At 64.5% G+C, this 18,340-nt stretch carries 12 protein-coding genes; 2 read left to right on the forward strand and 10 right to left on the reverse strand.

Going from position 1 to position 18,340, the window contains the following annotated elements:
• Positions 1-95: 95 nt before the first annotated feature.
• Together G6N43_RS24025 and G6N43_RS24030 are read right to left on the reverse strand one after the other, a co-directional pair.
• Positions 96-998 (reverse strand): universal stress protein, encoded by a 903-nt coding sequence (locus G6N43_RS24025; RefSeq protein WP_083149326.1) that lies wholly within the window; start codon positions 996-998, stop codon positions 96-98.
• Between the two features lie 15 nt (positions 999-1,013).
• Complete coding sequence (locus G6N43_RS24030) at positions 1,014-1,259, reverse strand: three-helix bundle dimerization domain-containing protein (protein WP_083149325.1); 246 nt, start codon at positions 1,257-1,259, stop codon at positions 1,014-1,016.
• Positions 1,260-1,461: 202 nt separating this feature from the next.
• Between G6N43_RS24030 and fdxA the strand changes: the two genes are divergently transcribed.
• Complete coding sequence (fdxA, locus tag G6N43_RS24035; RefSeq protein WP_083149324.1) at positions 1,462-1,815, forward strand: ferredoxin; 354 nt, start codon at positions 1,462-1,464, stop codon at positions 1,813-1,815.
• 422 nt (positions 1,816-2,237) lie between these two features.
• Here the strand turns inward: fdxA and G6N43_RS24040 are convergent, their stop codons facing one another.
• The gene (locus G6N43_RS24040) at positions 2,238-2,888 is read right to left on the reverse strand and encodes a mycothiol-dependent nitroreductase Rv2466c family protein (RefSeq protein WP_234810003.1); all 651 of its coding nucleotides are present in this window, start codon (positions 2,886-2,888) and stop codon (positions 2,238-2,240) included.
• Between the two features lie 219 nt (positions 2,889-3,107).
• Between G6N43_RS24040 and G6N43_RS24045 the strand changes: the two genes are divergently transcribed.
• Positions 3,108-3,980: a beta-keto acid cleavage family enzyme gene (locus tag G6N43_RS24045; protein WP_083149322.1), complete on the forward strand. Its 873-nt coding sequence runs from the start codon at positions 3,108-3,110 to the stop codon at positions 3,978-3,980.
• Positions 3,981-4,005: 25 nt separating this feature from the next.
• On the opposite strand, the gene G6N43_RS24050 is transcribed toward G6N43_RS24045, so the two are convergent.
• The 7 genes from G6N43_RS24050 to G6N43_RS24080 all read right to left on the reverse strand — a co-directional run bounded on the left by G6N43_RS24050 (position 4,006) and on the right by G6N43_RS24080 (position 18,336).
• On the reverse strand, positions 4,006-6,489 hold the full coding sequence (locus tag G6N43_RS24050) for an FtsX-like permease family protein (protein WP_083149321.1): 2,484 nt from the start codon (positions 6,487-6,489) through the stop codon (positions 4,006-4,008).
• Entirely contained in the window at positions 6,486-7,205 is a 720-nt protein-coding gene (locus tag G6N43_RS24055) for an ABC transporter ATP-binding protein (protein WP_234809991.1), read from the reverse strand. Before G6N43_RS24055 ends, G6N43_RS24050 begins: the two co-directional genes overlap by 4 nt.
• Positions 7,202-8,713: an FAD-dependent oxidoreductase gene (locus tag G6N43_RS24060; protein WP_083149319.1), complete on the reverse strand. Its 1,512-nt coding sequence runs from the start codon at positions 8,711-8,713 to the stop codon at positions 7,202-7,204. The genes G6N43_RS24055 and G6N43_RS24060 overlap by 4 nt, the downstream gene beginning before the upstream one ends.
• Positions 8,714-8,737: 24 nt before the next feature.
• Entirely contained in the window at positions 8,738-14,962 is a 6,225-nt protein-coding gene (locus G6N43_RS24065) for a type I polyketide synthase (protein WP_133056526.1), read from the reverse strand.
• Positions 14,963-15,137: 175 nt separating this feature from the next.
• A complete protein-coding gene (locus G6N43_RS24070; RefSeq protein WP_083149317.1) occupies positions 15,138-15,776 on the reverse strand; it encodes a L,D-transpeptidase family protein in 639 nt (212 codons plus the stop codon).
• 67 nt (positions 15,777-15,843) lie between these two features.
• Entirely contained in the window at positions 15,844-17,064 is a 1,221-nt protein-coding gene (locus tag G6N43_RS24075) for a CaiB/BaiF CoA transferase family protein (protein ID WP_234809990.1), read from the reverse strand.
• Positions 17,065-17,067: 3 nt separating this feature from the next.
• Entirely contained in the window at positions 17,068-18,336 is a 1,269-nt protein-coding gene (locus G6N43_RS24080) for an amidohydrolase family protein (RefSeq protein WP_083149316.1), read from the reverse strand.
• Between the last annotated feature and the right edge of the window lie 4 nt (positions 18,337-18,340).

Consider the following 18,340-nt stretch of genomic DNA (forward strand, 5'->3'; position numbering starts at 1 on the left):
ATAGGAGAAGTCTTGTGTCCTCTGTCAGGCTGCCGTTTCCGCGTCGATCTGGAGAGGGTCTAAAGACCCGTATCCGAATGACTTGCGGTGTCGACCTATGACTGACGGGCCACGATGACCGGAATCCGCGCTGCGTGTGCGACGGCCGAGCTCACCGAACCCAGGAGCAGGCCCGCGAATGCCCCGCGACCGTGGCTGCCCACGACCAGGAGCTGTGCCTGCTGCGATTCGTCGAGCAGACGCTGGGCCGGCGCGTCGTGACTGACGACCCGCCTGACGACGACGTCCGGATAGCGTTCGCTCCAGCCGGCGAGCCGTTGCGCGAGCTCTTCATCGGCCTGCGCCGCCACACCCTCAGGAGCCACGTCGATCGCGAAATCGGCGCTGTTCAGCCACGTGTGGACGGCGACCAGCTCGACGCCGCGCCGTGATGCCTCGTCGAAGGCGATGGCCGTCGCGCGCTCGGATGCCGGCGAGCCGTCGATACCGACGACCACCGGCGCACTAACGGCATAGTTCGTCACCGGCTCCTCGTCGTGGATGATTGCTACCGGGCAATGGGCATTGTGAAGCAGCCCCGAGCTGACCGACCCAAGCAACAACCCCTTCACACCGCCGAGACCGCGGCACCCGACCACGACCATCTCGGCATCCTTCGACAGGTCAGTAAGGGTGGGCACCACCGGTCCGGGGACCACCAGATGCTCGGTGGGGAAACCCGGTGCGCCGGAGGTGGCCTCGTGCACCACCTTCATGGCGTCGTTGACGACCTGCTCGGCGAGCCGATCCCGTTCGGTCCAGTAGTCGGCCGATATCGGAATGTCCACCCACGCACCGGTGTCCACCGTGGGCAAGACGTGAACGACCGTCAACGGCACGTTACGAAGTGCCGCGTCTCGGGCGGCCCATTCCGTCGCGATATCCGATGCGGGCGAACCGTCGACGGCGACGACGATGCCGTGGTGCTTGGTGTCCGAAGACGCGGTTGAAGCAGACATTTCATTCTCCTTGGATTAGCGCGAGCCGACCGCTCGCATCGGACGATCGGACGTTGCACCGCGGGTGAGGATGCGTCGACTCCTGTTGAGGGTCAGCGGAATCAAGTGCGCGGTGACAGTCGCTGTTGCAGACAGCTCGGTGTACACCCCGTTGACGACATTCTCGATATCCGGTCGCGTGCGATCGGGGAATCTGGTGCGCAGCTCCGCTACGACACGGTCGAGCTCGTCGCGCACCGTCGGCTCCGCGAGACTGGCCATTACCGGATTCTGCGCCGGAACTGCGCTCCCCTACTACGGACCAAAGTCCCCGAAACGGGTAGCGTGGGTCACATCGTGCTGGCGGGTGTGGCTTGGGTTGCCGGCACGCGAAAGCGCTGGTACACGGCGAGGGACTAAGGTCACTTCCGCTCGTGCCATTGGGCTCCCGCGCTTCGGCGCATCGGGTTTCTACCGTGGTGACATGACCTATGTGATCGGTTCAGCATGCGTTGATGTCATGGACAAGTCGTGTGTACTGGAGTGCCCGGCCGACTGCATCTACGAGGGTGCGCGCACCCTCTACATCAATCCCGACGAGTGTGTCGACTGCGGGGCGTGCAAGTTGGTCTGCCGTGTCGAGGCGATCGAATATGAGACCGACCTCGAGGACGACGAGCTGTGGCACCTCGAAGACAATGCCGCGTTTTTCCAGACTGTGCTGCCCGGGCGTACGGAGCCGCTGGGCTCGCCAGGTGGAGCGCAGAAGGTCGGCAGGGTCGGCGTCGATACCCCGGGTATTGCAGCCATGCCGGTGAAGGATCACGTAGACCACTGACCGACACATCGTAAGGCGCTGCAACGCAGCCTCTTTGCGCAGCGACCAACTTCGGAAACCGGCTATTAAGGGCATTTCGCCACGGTCGACGAGGGGTCCATCGGCCCTATTACTACTCCGCCGCTCGGAGCATTCTGACGATGATCAACCGAACAGGAGCGTGATCATGGCGACCGATGTCCAAACGCAAAGCAGTGTCGAACAGCTGACCCACTACTGCCGCACCTGCGGTCACCCAAAAGAATTACACAACTTGGACTTTCGAGGTAGCCCGAAAGAAGCTCACGAGCTCTATCGACACGGCGAATACGTGTGCCATGACATGACGGGGTTGAACTCCACCGTGCACTGCATCTGCGTGGGGTGGAACAGCTGGACCTAGCCACTTCTGTTTTATCAAGTCGCGGGCTTTGGTCCAGTCGTCACGTGTCGAAGGTGATGACTTCACCACGATTGATCGACACCCAGTCGCGAGCCTCGAGATAGGAGCGGAAGGTCTCGGTGATCAGCTTTCCGTCTTCTGGCGTCTTGGGCCGCTGTAGCTCGTACAGGTGCGGGAACTCCGTCCAGGCGACGACGGCGTCCCAGAGCCGCAGCGCCGCCTCGCCCGTGGGGGGGTCGATGAGCACCGGGCCGAAGAGGCATTGCCCGTCGGGAAAGAATATCGTCGGTACGCCGTATCCTCCGGCGTCGACCACCCGCTGGTGCTCGGCCATCACCTCGTCACCGGTGGTCGGATCCGCGATCGCCTGGTCGACCAGTTCCGGATCCACACCGAGTTCGGTGAGCAGATGGCGCGCGACGGCCTTCTCGTGGGGCTTGTGTCCGTCGACATGCAGCGCCCTGCCCGCCCGGGCGTACCACGCGTCGAGGTCCGCCATCGAGCGTCGCCGCAACAGCGCACCGATGCGCATCATCGACCAGCCGTAGGACCACTCCCGTTCCCACGCGTGCTTCTTGCCCTCCTGACGGTTGATCTCCTCGAGGCTGAAGAAGCGCCAGTTCACGTCGACGCCGGTCAGGTCTCGGACCTCGCGAATCCACAGCGACGTCTGATACGCGTAGGGACACATGACGTCGAAGTGGAAGTCGATGAAGGCCGGACGAGTCGTCACACCTGAACCCTAGGTCGCAGCGACGCGCATCTCAACGATGGAGCCGATCAGCCGACGCGGTTGTAACGTCATGGCGCGATTGCGCCTGAATTTCAGCCACACGGTTACAACCGGCGGCGTCCAAAAGCGCGAATGGGAAGTGTGACGATCGTGATTGATCGCGAGGAAAGGAGTCCGATGGACCCCGTCATCATCGAATGTGCGATCAACGGTGTGACGTCGAAGGCCGCAAACCCGCATGTGCCCGTCGAACCTTCCGAGATCACCGCTGACGCCTTGGCCTGTATCGAAGCTGGCGCGGCGATCATCCACAACCACATCGATCTGCCCGGGGTCAGTGTGGAGCGCGCGGTCGAGCGGTATCTCGATGCGTGGCGTCCGGTGCTTGCCGCCCGGCCCGATGCCCTGCTGTATCCGACGATTCATTTCGACGCCGACGGCTCATGTTCGTATGAGCATCTGATCGCACTGGCCGCGGCGGGTATGCGTATCGGGATCACCGATCCGGGCTCGGTGAACCTGGGCATCAGGGACGCCGACGGCCTGCCCTCGGGCGACTTCGTCTACCGCAACTCCTTCGAGGTGATCGGCCGCGCCTTCGACATCAGCCGCGACGGAGGGCTCGGCCCGAGTCTGGCGATCTACGAACCGGGCTTTCTGCGTGCCACCCTCGCGTGGTGGCGCGCCGGCCGATTGCCGCCCGGGGCGATGATCAAGCTGTACTTCTCCACCGAACGGGGTTACCTCGGTGCGCCTTTCGGGCTGCCCCCGACCGAACGCGCGCTCGACGCATACCTCGAACTGCTCGAGGGATGCGATATTCCGTGGGCGGTTTCCATCGTCGGCGGTGACCTGTGCGCCAATCGACTCGCCGAGCTTGCCCTCGAACGCGGCGGGAACCTCCATGTGGGACTGGAGTTCTACGGCGGCGACCGCACGCCGACCAACGTCGACCTGGTGTCGGAAGCCGTGGCGCTGTGCCAGCGGGTGGGCCGACCCGTCGCGACGCCCGACCAGGCCGCACAGATCCTCCGATTGCCACGGCGATAGCCAGCTGCGGGCACGAGAACCCCTGCTATTCGACTGCCACGGCCTCGACGATTTCAAGGCGCGCCGCGCGAACGGCCGGTGGAATCGCCCCGAGCAACGTCAACATGAATGCGGCGCAGGCGAAGACGACAGCCAGCACGGGGACCGCGTAGTCGACATCGATGCTGAGCACATTGGTCAACGCGGACGTAGCCAGATACTGGTTGACCGCACCGAACAGCGCCCCGATCACCGCGCCGACGACACCGATGCCTGCCGCCTCGGCGACGACCGTGCGCAACACGAAGCGGCGCGAGGCGCCCATCGCCCGCATCACACCCAATTCGCGGCGCCGTTCCAAGACGGACAACATCAGGGTGTTGAGCAGCGCGATGCTCGCGACGAACACGACGATCCACGCCATGACGTCGATGAGACTGGTGGTCGACGCCATCCCCTTCTCGATGGCTGCCACTGACTCGTCACCGGAGAACACGAGGACGTCGGACGGCAACCGATCCTTGATCAGCGCTTCGACTTCGGCGCGATCCGCGCCGGGCGTGAGCTTGACGTCCAGGATGGTCGACCCGGGACGATCGAACCACTCCTGCATCTGAGTCAGACCCATCGATACGAGACCGCCGAAGAGCGAGAAGTACGGGACCACTTCCAGCACCCTGACCTTGCGTTCGCCGGTGGGGGTGGGCAATGTCACCACATCGCCTGGTCCGATTCCCAGATTGCGGGCGATCTCGCGTGACACCACGACGCCTTCTCCAGCAAGCATCTGTTGCAGGACTTGCGGATTCATGTCGCTGACCGGGGGCCCAACCGAGCCGGGCGCGAGCCCCTGGACAACCACTCGGTTGTCGCCGAGCGTTGCGAATGCCATCTGTGTAGGAACAGCTGCTGCGACGCCTGGGATCGATGCAACCGAGGACTGGGCGTCCGATGGCAGCATTGGTGCGGTCGGGAGCACGCCGGGCGGGGAAGGGCTCACAAACAGCGCGGCGTCGGTGAGCGAGGCGAAACTCGCGTTCGTCGAATCGATCGCGTTGGTGTTGGCGCCCGTGCTCTGCACGGTGATCGACACCGCGATCATCACTGTCATCAGCGTGGCCCACACTCGCCGAGGGGCGCGTTCGATCGTCGCCGCCGCCAGCGCGCCGGGTGAACCAAAGGCCCGGGCCACCGCCGAAGCGGCGCGGACAATCGTGGCCGCGAAGGCGAAGCACAGAGCGATATCACCGACCACCGCGAGCCCGATGGCCGCCACCGACAGCTTGCCGAGGTCGATGGACGCGATGTATGCCGCGGCGCCGATGAAGAACACCCCGAGGATGCCGACCACAGCGCGGACCGATGGCGGAACGGTATCGGCGGTCGACGTGCCCACCGGGACAAGGGCTTCCGCCGGCGTCACCTTGTACACCTGGCGGGCCGCCAACGCCGTCGCCGCGACGCTCACGGCGATGCATGCGGCCACGGTGACGGGTATTGCGTAGCCGGGCAGGATGTAGTCGGTTCGCGTTTCGAGGCCCTGCAGCAGACCAGCCGGCAGACCTGCGATTGCCTGTCGGCCGATCAGAACGCCCAGCGCCGATCCGGCGATTCCGCTGACCAACCCAACCAGACCTGCCTCAGCCAGGAGGTCACGCACAATCTGCCACTTCTTGCCGCCGACGGCCCGAAGTAACGAGATCACGGGGCGGCGTTGGGATATCGACATGCTCATCGCGTTGAAGATCAGGAATCCGGCGACGATGAGCGAGCAGGACGCCGCCGACAGCATCAAGGTGCTCATGATCGAAACGGCTCCGCTGCTCTTGGCGGAGCGGAAAGTCGGATCGGTGACGACGGCCCGTCCGCCTACCGCCTCGGTGACATCGGCACGTACCGATGCGAGATCGGCGTTCGGCGCTGCGATCACCAGCACCGAATCGATCATGCCGACGCGATTCGTCAATTGCTGAAGCAGCGGCAGCGGCCCGAGGATGAAATTGCCGCCGTTGATCTTTTCGGCGTCCGCACCCGTGATCACGGCAGCGACCGTCGCCTTGCCGTTGCCTACAGCAATGGAATCACCCACCGCATGTCCGGTCGCGACGCCGACCGCGACAGCGCCCGGTCCCGTTGCCAACGAGCCGATCTGATCCTGTACCGCTCGCTGCAGATCGCTCTGCATGGCATTGATGCTCTCGTCCACGCCGAGCAGGACGACGCGTTCGGCGGCCGGCCCGATGGACGTTCGCAGCATGGGTACGGCCGCGGCCACCCCCGGCACCTTCGCGACGTCGACTCGGACGGCTTCGGGTAACCCGGTGTCGGTGACGCCGGAAACCTCGAGATTCGCATTTCCGCCGATCCCGGCAACGAAACGGTCGGCGGATCCGGTGATCGACCCGGCGATGCCGAACACCGCAACGAGGAGCATCGCCGAAATCGCCACGACCGTAAATGACAGCACGGTACGGCCGGGGTGCCTGCGCCACTCGCGGATATTGAAGACGCGCAGGCGGTCGATGATCATCGCAACCCTCCAGCCAGCACGTCGGAACCGATGCGACCGTCGGTGAGCGTGATCACCCGATCCGTCGTTTGAGCGGCTTCGAGGTTGTGCGTCACCATGACCACCGAGCGTCCGTCCTGATGTGCGATGGCGGTGAGCAGGCCCATGATCGCCGCCCCGGTCTTCGTGTCGAGATTGCCGGTCGGCTCGTCGGCGAGGATGAGCGGCGGGTTCATCATCAGCGCCCGCGCGACGGCGACACGCTGCATCTGACCACCGGACATCTCCGACGGCCGATGCTCTGCGCGTTCCGCGAGCCCGACCAGTGCGAGCAGATCCAACGCGTGCGACTTCACCTTCGATAGCCGTGCGCCATCGAGCAGCTTGGGCACCGCGACGTTCTCCCAGGCCGTCATCGTCGGAAGCAGATTGAAGAACTGGAAGACGAATCCCACGCTGTGGCGGCGGAATTCCGACTGCTTCTCGTCGTTGAGATTGCCGATCTCGTTACCTTGGAACCGGATTGATCCGGCATCCGGCCGGTCCAGTGCTCCGAGCATGTGAAGCAAGGTGCTCTTGCCCGCGCCCGACGGGCCGACGATCGACACGAATTCGCCGCCGCGCAGACTCAAGTCGATCGAGTCAAGGGCGCGCACACTCTGGCCGCCGATCTGGTAGGACTTGGTGACGTGGGTCATCTCGAGCATCGCTGGTCTGCCTTTCATTTCGGTGGTCATGCGACACGCTCCCGCGCATCGCGAGCTGTGTTCAGCGCCGGCAACGGTCCGCAACGAACATCGAATCGTTCGCGCACCGTGTCGAGGATGCGGCGCAGGTGGTCGCGCTCGCGACGGTGCGTGAGCATGAACCGCACCGTGGCCGCCATGCGGCGCGGAAGTGGGTACCAGCGGTCGAAGTCGATTCCGCAATCAAGGAACACCTTGGTCGGCACAACGTCGTAGATGAGGCTGAGGTTGTACTGCGCAAGCGTGAAGAGCGTGCACGGGAACGCCAGGCTCGACTTCTTTCGCAGATCCCGCATGTCCAGCTCGTACAACGGGACTTCCTTGATCTTACCCAGGAACAACAGGTGTGTCAGGAAGTAGCCCGCAAACGACGTCAAATGCATTGTGGCCGAGTAATTCTGGATTGAAACCACCGAACCGCCCTCGGATACATAGGGTTCGTAAGGGTGGTCGCCACCGTCCAGGTATCCGGTGCAGTTCACTATCCAGCTGCCGGGCTGGATGGTCCTGGTGGCGCCACTACGAAGTAGCATCTCGGTCACACCGTTGCGGTCGACGACATCGACGAAATGATCCATGATCACGTCGTTCAGACCTGCCTCGATTCTCCGGTTCTCCTCTTCGGACAACACCCCGATGAGGAAGTTGTCCGCCTCGGGGGTCAACCACGTACCGAATTTCGTGCGAACCGAATTCGTTACCGCCGTCTCATTGGTGCCGTCGTATAGGCGGGACGCTTTGCGGGCGATGCTGCTCACCAGCGCGCCGCCCCACCACCTGCGGGCGCCCGCAGGGTAGAACTTGTCGCGGCTCGCGAAGAACGTGCCGGAACCCGCCACCAGATTCACTTCGCGGCCGGGATATTCCGTGATGAGCGCGTCCGCGGTGTCCATCGCGGTCTTACCTCCACCGATGATCCACACCGGTGAGTCGCTGGCACGTATTTCACCGCTGCGCATATCGCAGTAATCCGGAGACACCGATTGCACACGCGTGCTGGAGATTTCGAGCGGATCGTTGGGTACCACGCGGAAGCCGTAGGCCTTGATCAGCTGCTTCGCCTCCACCACCATGCGCTGGCCGCCCGAGGACCTGCAGGTGATCAGCACATTCCCGTCGATCTCATCGTGGGACTGCATCGACCACCCGAAGTACTCGTCGATCGCCACCCGCTGCCTGAGCAGGTCGAGGCAGTGTTCAAAGTGGTCGAGAACTTCGTCCTTCGTCGCGAGGTACGACGGATCCTGGTCTAGGGTCCACTCGATGTTCCCCGCGGTGAAGAGGCCGTGCGGCTGGTGCAATCGAACGTAGTCGTACGTGTCGACCCACATGCCGCCGGACCGCTCCCTGGCATCGATCAGCACGATCTTCTGATCGCGGGTCAGATACTGACTTGCCACAAAAAGGGCGTTCAGCCCGGCGATGCCGGCTCCTACGATGCAGAGGTCGGCGTGCTCGACCCGCGTGGACGTCTGTACAGACGAAACTGCAGTACTCATTTCTTCTCCTGTGGATGTAAGGGCTTATGCGGCCTGTTCGCGTGCCGCGTTCATCAATCGATCGAGGATCGTCTGGGCCAGCTGTTCGATCGACGGGCCGACCGCCAAATCCAAAGCGTTCAAACGCAGTCCGATCGCTCTCTCGAGGCTGGCCGCGATCTCGAGGCCCATGATGGAGTCCATCCCGACCTCGTGCAGCGGCTGCGACAACGCGAAGCTCGGCTCCTCCATCTGCATGACGCTCGTGACGATCTTGACGAGCATCGCCTGGATGTGGTCGCGACGGCCCTCCTCGGACAGGCCCTTGAGGGCTTCGACCACCTCGGCGCCCGCGCCAGAAGCACCCGAACCTGCGGTGTCGGTGAGCAACGTGATCCGTCGGTCGCCGGCCATCGGGACGAGGGACGCGGCGAATCGCGACCAGTCGGCCTCCACCACGGTGAGGGTTTCGAGGTTGCCGTAGATGACATCGCGCAACCCCATCAAGGCGTCATCGATACTCATCGCGGAAAGCCCCATCTGTTCGAGGTACTTGCCGGTATTCGCGTCGCGCGCCACGATGCCTGTCTCCCCCAGAACTCCCCACTGGATGACCGACGCGGCCCGTCCCCGGCGCCGGCGAAGCGTGGCCAGCGAGTTGAGCACGCAGTTGGCGGCGACGTAGTTCGCTTGTCCACGTGTGCCGAACAACGATGAGATCGACGAATACATCACGAAGAAGTCGAGATCGCCGGTGAGCGAGTGGAGATTCCACGCGCCCTGCGCCTTGGGGCCGAGTACACGATCGAGGGATTCGCGGTCCTGGTCGGCTAGGCTGCGATCGTCGAGCACCGTGGCGCTGTGGATGATGCCGCGCAGCGGCGGCATCGTTGCCGCGATGTCGTCAAGGACGCTGGCAACATCGGCTAGGCGGCCTACGTCCGCGGCGTAGGCCCGTACGGTCACACCGCGCGTTTCCAGGTACCGGATGGCGTCGCGAGCCCCGGGCGCGTCGACACCTCGACGGCTCATCAGTGCGAGGTGTCGCGCTCCTTCGCCGACGAGCCACTTCGCCGTCTCCAGACCGAATCCGCCCAGGCCCCCGGTCACAAGGTACGTGGCGTCGGTACGGATCGGCCGCGGCGCCTCGACGCGCAGGTGCAGTTCTGGATCGCGGATGGCCACACACACCTTGCCGATGTGCTTGGCACGCGCCATCAAGCGGAACGCGTCTTTGATGCGACTCGCGCCGAACAGCGTGACCGGGACACTCCCCAAACGCTTTTCGGTCATCAAGTCCAGCAGTTCGGAGATGATCCCCGCGATGTACTCGGGCCGGCTTTCCATCAGCCGGTCGGCGTCCACCGAGGCGTACACCAGGTTCTCGTTGAACGGTCGCAGGTTCAGCGGAGCGTCCTGCTCGAAGCTCATTTTGCCGATCTCGATGAACCGTCCGAACGGCGCAAGGCAGGCCAGACTCTTGGTCATCAGTTCGCCGGGTGAGAAGTTGAGGACGACATCAACGCCCCGGCCGTCGGTCCACTTCATCACGTCGTCGGCGAAAGACACGTCCCGCGACGTGGTGACATGCGTCAGACCCAGCGAGCGCAGGTAGTTTCGCTTTTCATCCGAACCTGCGGTCCCGATGACCTCGGCGCCGATCCACTTCGCCACCTCGATCGCCGCGAGTCCGACGCCGCCAGTGGCGCCGTGCACCAACACTGTCTCGCCCTTCTGCAGGCGGGCGATCTTCAACAGCCCGTGATACGCGGTGATGAATGCCACCATGGAAGTGCTCTCCTCCAGAGTGACAGCGTCCGGCAATACGAAGGCACGGTCCGACGGCACGATCACGTGGGACCTGAACCCGTCGGTGCAGAGGGCATACACGCGATCGCCGACGTCGAGGCTCGTGACATTGCTGCCGACACGGGAGATCCGACCGGCGACCTCCATGCCGACACCGGTCCCCGAGTACGTGTCTCTCGTGATCCGATCCGACATGAGACCCATGGCCTTGAGAACGTCCTTGTAGTTCAGCGGAACGTATTCGGCCTCGATTTCGACATCGTCGGAGCCAAGAGGCTTTCGCTCACATGGCACAAACGCGAGTTCATCAAGCGTTCCAGTGCTTTTGAGCTCCAGTGCGTAGGCGGTTCCGAGTACTACCGGGGTCGTCTCCACGTCCTGCGGCTGCACCGTCTCGACAGCGGATGCCCGGTCGACTCTGGCGCAGAACAGCTTTCCGCCGCGGAGCGCGACTTCCTGCTCGTCGCCCACCCTGCCGAGGACCTGCAACAGCTCGTCGACGTCATCGAAGGACTCGTCGATGTCGACGAGCGTCACTCCCAAATCGAAACGCTCCGAGATGAGTGTGCGCCCCACCCCGAGGAGCACAGCGCGATCGATCGCGGCCTCGTGAGAGTCGTCGTCGAGCACCTCTGCACGTCGAGTGACGATGAAGTAGCGCGCGGGCTTGCCGGACGGCAACGATTTCACCGTGTTCAGCAGCTGCTCTGCCAGACCGGCCCCGTCCGCGATCGGGTTCGACGAGTCGGTGGGTTCCGATGCCCACCGCAGATCGACCAGCCACATGGGTTCGGGCTGTGTCGACAATTCGTCCAAGACCGGCCGAATGTCATCGTCCCGCAGGACCAGCCACGAGGGCGGTGCGCTCGGCTTCGCTTCGAGCGGCACCCACGTGCGTGTGTACAGCCGTCGCTGGTGTTCATCATGCCGGGGAATCCTGGGCAGGAACCGGCATCTGAACCCGAAGACCTGGGCGACGACCGTGCCGTCCTCGGCCAGCAGGGTGAGGTCACCGGTGACCCCGTCCGCGTCTGCCCGAACGATCCGACCGTGGCTGTATGCGGCCGCCGATCCACCGATGTAGTGAATCCGATCTATCCCCACCGGAATCAGGTCCTCGCGCGGTCCCTCGTCGACCGACGCGATCAGGCTTTGAAACGCTCCGTCCAGCAGCACGGGATGAAGGTGATAGCCACGTGCGTCGATCTCGTCGGGCAACGCCAGCCCGGCGAGCACCTCACCGGCTTCCGTCGCGGACCGGCGCAGCGAGCGGACCGGCTGAAACCGCGGGCCGTAACGCAGGCCGCGTTTGGCGAGTGAGGCGTACAGCGTGTCGGGTGAGACCTCGTCTGTCAGCCGTCGCCGAATCGCCTCGATGTCAACCGTTTCCGGGATACGCCCGGACGAGTACACCTTTGCCCGCGCGCACAGTACGGGCTCGCTACCATGACTTTCACGATGGATCGAAAACACCCCGGAGTCGGGTGCGATCGTCGCGGCCACCAGCGTCGGATGCTCGGCCTCGAGCGGCAGCGCCACCTTGAATTCCAGATCTTCGATCGAGCAGGACGGGCTTCCCGACAGCGCCTCGCGCGCCGCGAGGGCGAGCTCCACATAGCCGGCACCGGGGAAGATCACCGTTCCCGCTACGCGATGGTCTTCGAGGAAAGGCAGGGAGCCGAAGGAGACCTCCGAGATGAAGCGGCGCGGCGAGCTCGTCTCGACGTCGGAGATCATCGGGTGCCGCTCGTATGCCACGCGTCGCTGTTGAATGTGCTCGCTCTCGTCCCAGGGGCTCGCCTGCTGCCAGGGGTACTTCGGCAGCGCGGTGTAGGCACCGGGACCGAAGAACGTGTTCCAGTCGATCGCGGCGCCGCCGGCGTAGAGCGACCGCAGCGCGGCGTGCATCGTCTCGAGTTCAGGCGCACCCCGGCGAAGGGACGCGATCCCGACACCTTTGGCTCCAACCTCGCCGAGCACGTCGCGGATGGATGCCGAAAGTACCGGATGCGGACCGATCTCGAGGAAGGCGCGATGACCATCGGAGACAGCCGCCTTCAGAGCGTCGCTGAAAAGAACTGTGCCGCGGACGTTTTGCCACCAGTACGCCGCATCGTGACGATCGTCGGTCATCCGGGCCCCGGTGGCCGTCGAGTACACGTCAAGCTCGGGAGGCGCCGGCTGCAACGGCTCCAGCGCGGCGAGCAACTCGTCGTGGATGTCCGCCATCACCTCGCTGTGGTAGGGCACCTCCACCGTGAGGAAGCGGTTGAACCGCCCGGCCGCGGTGAGCTCTGCGGCGATCGCTTCCAGCGCCTCGGTGTCCCCGGCGAGGGTGATCGAAGTCGCGCTGTTCACCGCGGCGATGGACACCAACGGGGCGAAGCGTTCGACGAATGCCTGCGCCTCGTCACGGTTCACGCCCACGGCGAGCATCGATCCCCTACCCGCGAGCTGCGCTTGCAGTCGGCTTCGTTGGTAGGCGACCAGCATGGTGTCGGACAGGCTGAGCGCATTCGACGCGTAGGCTGCCCCGAGCTCACCGACGCTGTGCCCCAACACGCCATCGGGATGAACTCCCCACGAGCGCCACAGTCGGGTCAAGGCGATCTGCAGGACCGCGTTCGCCGGCTGAGCAATGTCCGTGCGGGCCATGCGCGAAACCGATTCGTCGGCGAGCATCTCGTCGAGGATCGACCAGCCGCTGAACTCGCCAAAGGCGTCGTCGCACTCCTCGACCGCCTCGCGGAAGACTTTCTCCGTCTCGTAGAGCTGACGCCCCATCGCCCACCACTGGGGACCCATACCTGTGTAGACGAACAGCAGCTTCGGCGCGTCCAGCACCGGTTCCACCGCTGCGGCACCTTCTGCGGAATACGTTGTCAGCGAGTCGATCAGCGATGATCGGTCAGTCGCTGGGAAGGAGGTACGCAGGCGGTGGTGGCCGCGGTGAATTGCCGCGCTCCGGCAGTAGGTGGTCACGTCGACGTCGGGATCCGAGAGCGCCTCGCCATGCTTTGCGGCGAGTTCGACCAAGGCCTCGGGGCTGCGCGCGCTGACGAGGAGCACAGGATCCGTCGCCGGCTCGGGGTGTGAAGCAGGAAGGTCGGTCAGTTCGTCCGTTTCCCACGGCTCTGCGAGCACGACGTGTGCGTTGGTCCCGCCGTAACCGAACGAGTTCACGCCGGCGATCCTGCGCTCGCCCAGCCGTGGCAGCGCTTCAGTTTGCGTCGGGATCGCAAGGTTGAGCTCGTCGAGGTCGATCGCGGGATTGACCGACTTCAGGTGCAGGTGCGGCGGGACCGTGCCATGTTTCAGCACGAGCGCCGCCTTGATGACACCGGCTGCGCCGGCCCCGGCCTCGAGGTGTCCGATGTTGGTCTTGATGGAACCGATGCGGCACGGCTCTCCATCGCGGTCGGCCCCGACCACCGTTCCGATCGCGCTGGCCTCGATGGGATCACCGACGGGAGTGCCGGTTCCGTGAGCCTCCACGTAGGTCACCTGCGACGGCTGAACCCCCGCTTGTGCGTACGCCCGACGCATCACTTCGATTTGTGCGTCTCCGTTCGGCACGGTGATCCCGTTGGTTCGGCCGTCCGAGTTGGCTGCCGTGCCGAGAATGACGGCGTGGACGGTGTTTCCGTCGCGCCGGGCGGCCGACAGCGGCTTCAGCAACAGCACTGCCGCGCCCTCGCCACGGACGTAGCCGTCGGCGCTGTCGCTGAATGCCTGGCACCGCCCCGTTTTGGACAGGAAGCGGCCCTTGGCCATCGTGATCTGCGTCTGCGGTGAGAGCAGCACATTGACACCACCCGCCAACGCGGCATCGCTTTCGTCTGCCCAAATACTCTGGCAGGCTTGATGAATCGCGACGAGGGACGACGAGCACGCCGTGTCGAGCGAGACGCTGGGCCCTCGCAGGTCGAAAACGTATGACAGACGATTGGACAGCATCGTCAGCGTGGCGGCAGTCGCCGAATGCGTCGTGATCCGGTCGCGGTCTCGCAGATCTGACTTGAGCGACAGGTGGTCCATCATGAAGCCGCCGATGAATACTCCCGTCCTGGCCCCGGCGTGGTCACTCGGTGGCTCGCCGGCATCTTCGAATGCCTCCCAGCTGCACTGCAGGAGCAGACGCTGCTGCGGATCGAGGATCGCGGCTTCCCGGGGCGGGATCCCGAAGAAGGTGTGGTCAAAGGCATTGGGGTCGTCGGCGAGCATTCCGGCCTTCTGCACGTAGCTTCTGCCGGGCGCCCGACCGGTCGGGTCGAGGTACTTCTGCGGATCCCAACGGCTGCCTGGGATGTCGACGATGCAGTCGCGACCCGCGAGCAGCGCCGTCCACAACTCCTCGTGATCGGTGATTCCGCCCGGCAGCCTGCACCCGATGCCGACGATCGCGATCGGTTCGCGTGGCGGCTGCGGGTGGACCGTGGCTGGCTCCCAATTCGACTTCACCGTGTTCTCCTTGTCTCTCGCGAGATACGGTGCTGCCGATCGCTTCGGAGAATGTTCGGCAATCGTGAAATCCGCAGGTCTCACCGATTCCTGGGCTCGGCGGTCGTTATTCGGCGGATTTTCAATACAACAAAGCCCAAGTCAGGAATCTGGTCCTGACCTGGGCCTTCTGGAATCAGACCAACGCAGGGTTTCCCACGCCGATGGTGATGCGCGGAGACGCGACAGGGTCGAGCCACTTCAGCACCGCACGCATCTCTTCGCGACCGATCGCGACGCATCCCCACGTGGGACTGCCGTCGGTCACATGCAGAAAGATCCCTGACACACGTCCAGGGATGCGCTGCGGATTTACCACGATGTTCACGGCGTAGTCGTAGACAGGGCCCGAGTCGTAGAGGTTCTCCGCAATCGACGAGGGACTGTCAGGTCCGCGCACGTGGGTGTTGTACGTCGGCGATTGGGGGTCCTCGTCCCACCAGTCCTGGTTCGTGGTCTGGAAATACGGCATCTTCGTGCCCGGATTCGGCTCGCGGCCAAAGGCCTGATCGAATTCGAAGGTACCAACGGGCGTCCGATGTACACCGTCAGCGGGGGCGCCGACACCGACGGCTCCCACTTTCGCGGGTATCGGCCCCAGGACCACCTTCCATTGCTGGCCGAAACGCTGATAGGCGGTGAGGGATCCGGTCGTCGCATTGGCAGCGGGGACGCCCACGACGATCCACTGAGCCGTTGGTGCGGCGGTTGCGGGTGCTGCCAGCGGCACGCCAAGCAGTACCGCACAGATGAGTCCAAGCACCCAACGCTTCACACGCTGACATGTTTACCGTCGTACGTGTCATCCGCGGCAAGGTCGGGTAACGATTCGACGCCAGCCGTCAGCCGGCGATGACGCCCTTTCGCCGCAGTTCGGGTTCCTGGTCGTCGCGGCCGAGCAGGCCGAGTACCTGCTTGGTGTGCTGCCCCAATGTCGGTGCCGGGCCTGCCAATCGGGCGGGTGTGCCGTCGAACAGGGCCGGATGCCTCGGAATGCGGGTGCGGCCGACCACCGGATCGTCGGTTTCCTCGAATAGTTTCATCGCGACGGCATGCGGGTCGTCAGGCAGTTTCTCGGGAGGCACGATCATGGCGTACGGCACATCCTCGGTTTCGAAGCGAGCGGTGGCTTGCTCAACAGTGAGGCGTTCCGCACCCGTATAACAACCCTCCATCACCTCCGCCATCAACGGCCGGTGCTGATTTCGAAGCTCGGCGGTCTGCAGGCGCGGGTCGTCGGCGCCCGGTGCATCGAGCGCACGGCACATTCCGATGAAATCGGAGTCCGAGATCGGCGTCACCACACCCCATCCGTCAATGAATCGGAAGGGTTTGAAACCGGAGGTGAAGCTCGACGGCTGCGAGCCGTCGGAGTCGAGTAGAACCTCATTGCCTGCGGCATCGGTCCACAGGAACGAGACGACCGCGTCGACCATCGAGACGTGTACATGTTGTCCGCCACGGCCATTGGCGCGCGCGAGCAGTGCGGCGGTGACCGCCTGGCTGGCGTAGAGCGCGGTGACTTTGTCGGCGAGCACCTGCTGCAGGAATATCGGCTCTCCGACGTCAGGCGCGGCCTGACTCGACGCGACACCGCCGTAGGCCTGAATCACGGTGTCGTAGGCACTGCGATCGCGGTACGGCCCGACCTCGCCGAATCCTGTCAGTGATACGTACACGACATCGGGGTTGTTTTCGGCGACATCGTCGTAGCCGACGCCGAGCCGCTCGGCCACGCCAGGACGGAAGTTCTGGATGACGACGTCTGCGCGCGCGGCGAGTTCGAGTGCGATCTCCCGGCCGGCGTCGCTACGGATGTCGACGGCGATCGACTGCTTGCCGCGATTGCAGACGCGGAAGACGGCGCTCAACCCGTTCACGCTCGGGCCGATCCACCGCATGATGTCGCCGATGTCAGGGCGTTCTACTTTGACGACGTCGGCGCCCTGGTCGGCGAAAAGCGCACCGATGTAGGGACCGGTCAGCGCAATCGACAACTCCAGGACGCGAATTCCGCTCAGCGGCCCCGCGTGTTCCATGCGCGGCTCGTCGGCCGAACTCATCTATCAGTTCTCCACAAGGTCGGCGAGCGGCTCGGCCTCCGTCAACCAGTGGCGCCCCGCCTCGCGGGCGGCCTCCCACTTGGGAATGCTCACCGAGTCGTCCTGGCCGAGGTCCGCAGGTGTCGGGCCGATGCGTTGTACGAGCGGCGCGAGGGCCTTCTGATCGAAGTTGTAGATTTCGGCCGCGGACAACCCCAAGATCTGCCGGGTCTCATCGATGGGAATGTCCCAGAACGCGTGCCGCAGCCACTTGCGGGTATTGGGCCAGGTCCCTTCCGGATGGGGATAATCGTTGCCCCACAGCATGTTCGGGACACCGATCTCGTAGCGTCGCGCGAGTTCTCGGCGCTCGGTCGTAGTGGCCCCGATGAAGCAGTTCCGGTCGAAGTACGCCGAGGGCGGCATGGTCAGATCACCCTCGAGCAGCTTGCTCATCTTCTTCGCCGAGTGTTCACGCAGGAATCGGGTGTCCATCAGCCACAGCAGGTCGTTGGCCCAGAACGCACCGCACTCGGTAGCACCCCATCGCAACTTTGGAAAGCGCTCGAATACGCCCGCCCACAAGGCGAACCACAAGGGTCGAGCGCCCCACCACCGCACCTCGGTCGTGTAGATACCCAGGTGTTGGCCGTACTCCGCACTCGGCGCCGGACCCACGTGGGTGTGCACCGGCATGTTCAGGTCCTGGCAGACCGCCCAGACTTTGTCGTAGCGCCGATCGTGGTAGGGCGGATAGTCGCCCCACAGCACCGGGATCAGGATCCCGCCGCGCAGACCGGCCTTGGCCGCGCGCGTGATCTCGGCGACCGCGGCATCGACGTCCGCCAGGATCGGGATCACCGCCACCCCGGCCCGACGTTCAGGGCTGTGGCTGCACAGCTCTGCCAGCCACCGGTTGTGGGCTCGCGCCCCGGCCATAGCGCGGCCAGGGTCGAGGTCGCCCGACTGTCCCAGGCCGGCGCCGAAGGGTGCCCCCGCGACGCCCGTCACCGCGTCGGCGTCGGGGAAGATGACCTCGCCGGCAACGCCGTCGCCGTCGAGCTCCTTATCCCGTTGTGCGACATCCCACCCGCCGGCGATTCCCTCGCCGTGTTCGTCGAACCACTGCTCGGCGAATTCCTCGTCGATGAATCCGCCGGCCTGCGCCGCCGCGATCTTCTCGGCGAGGTACGCCTCGAAATCCTCGCGGTATTCGGGATCGACGTATTCGCGGTACCGCTCGGTCGGAAGCTCCGCATGGGTGTCGGCAGAAATGATGAGGTACGGGTCCATGACG

The sequence above is a fragment of the Mycolicibacterium moriokaense genome, from assembly GCF_010726085.1.
In the GTDB taxonomy this organism is placed as follows: Bacteria; Actinomycetota; Actinomycetes; order Mycobacteriales; family Mycobacteriaceae; genus Mycobacterium; species Mycobacterium moriokaense.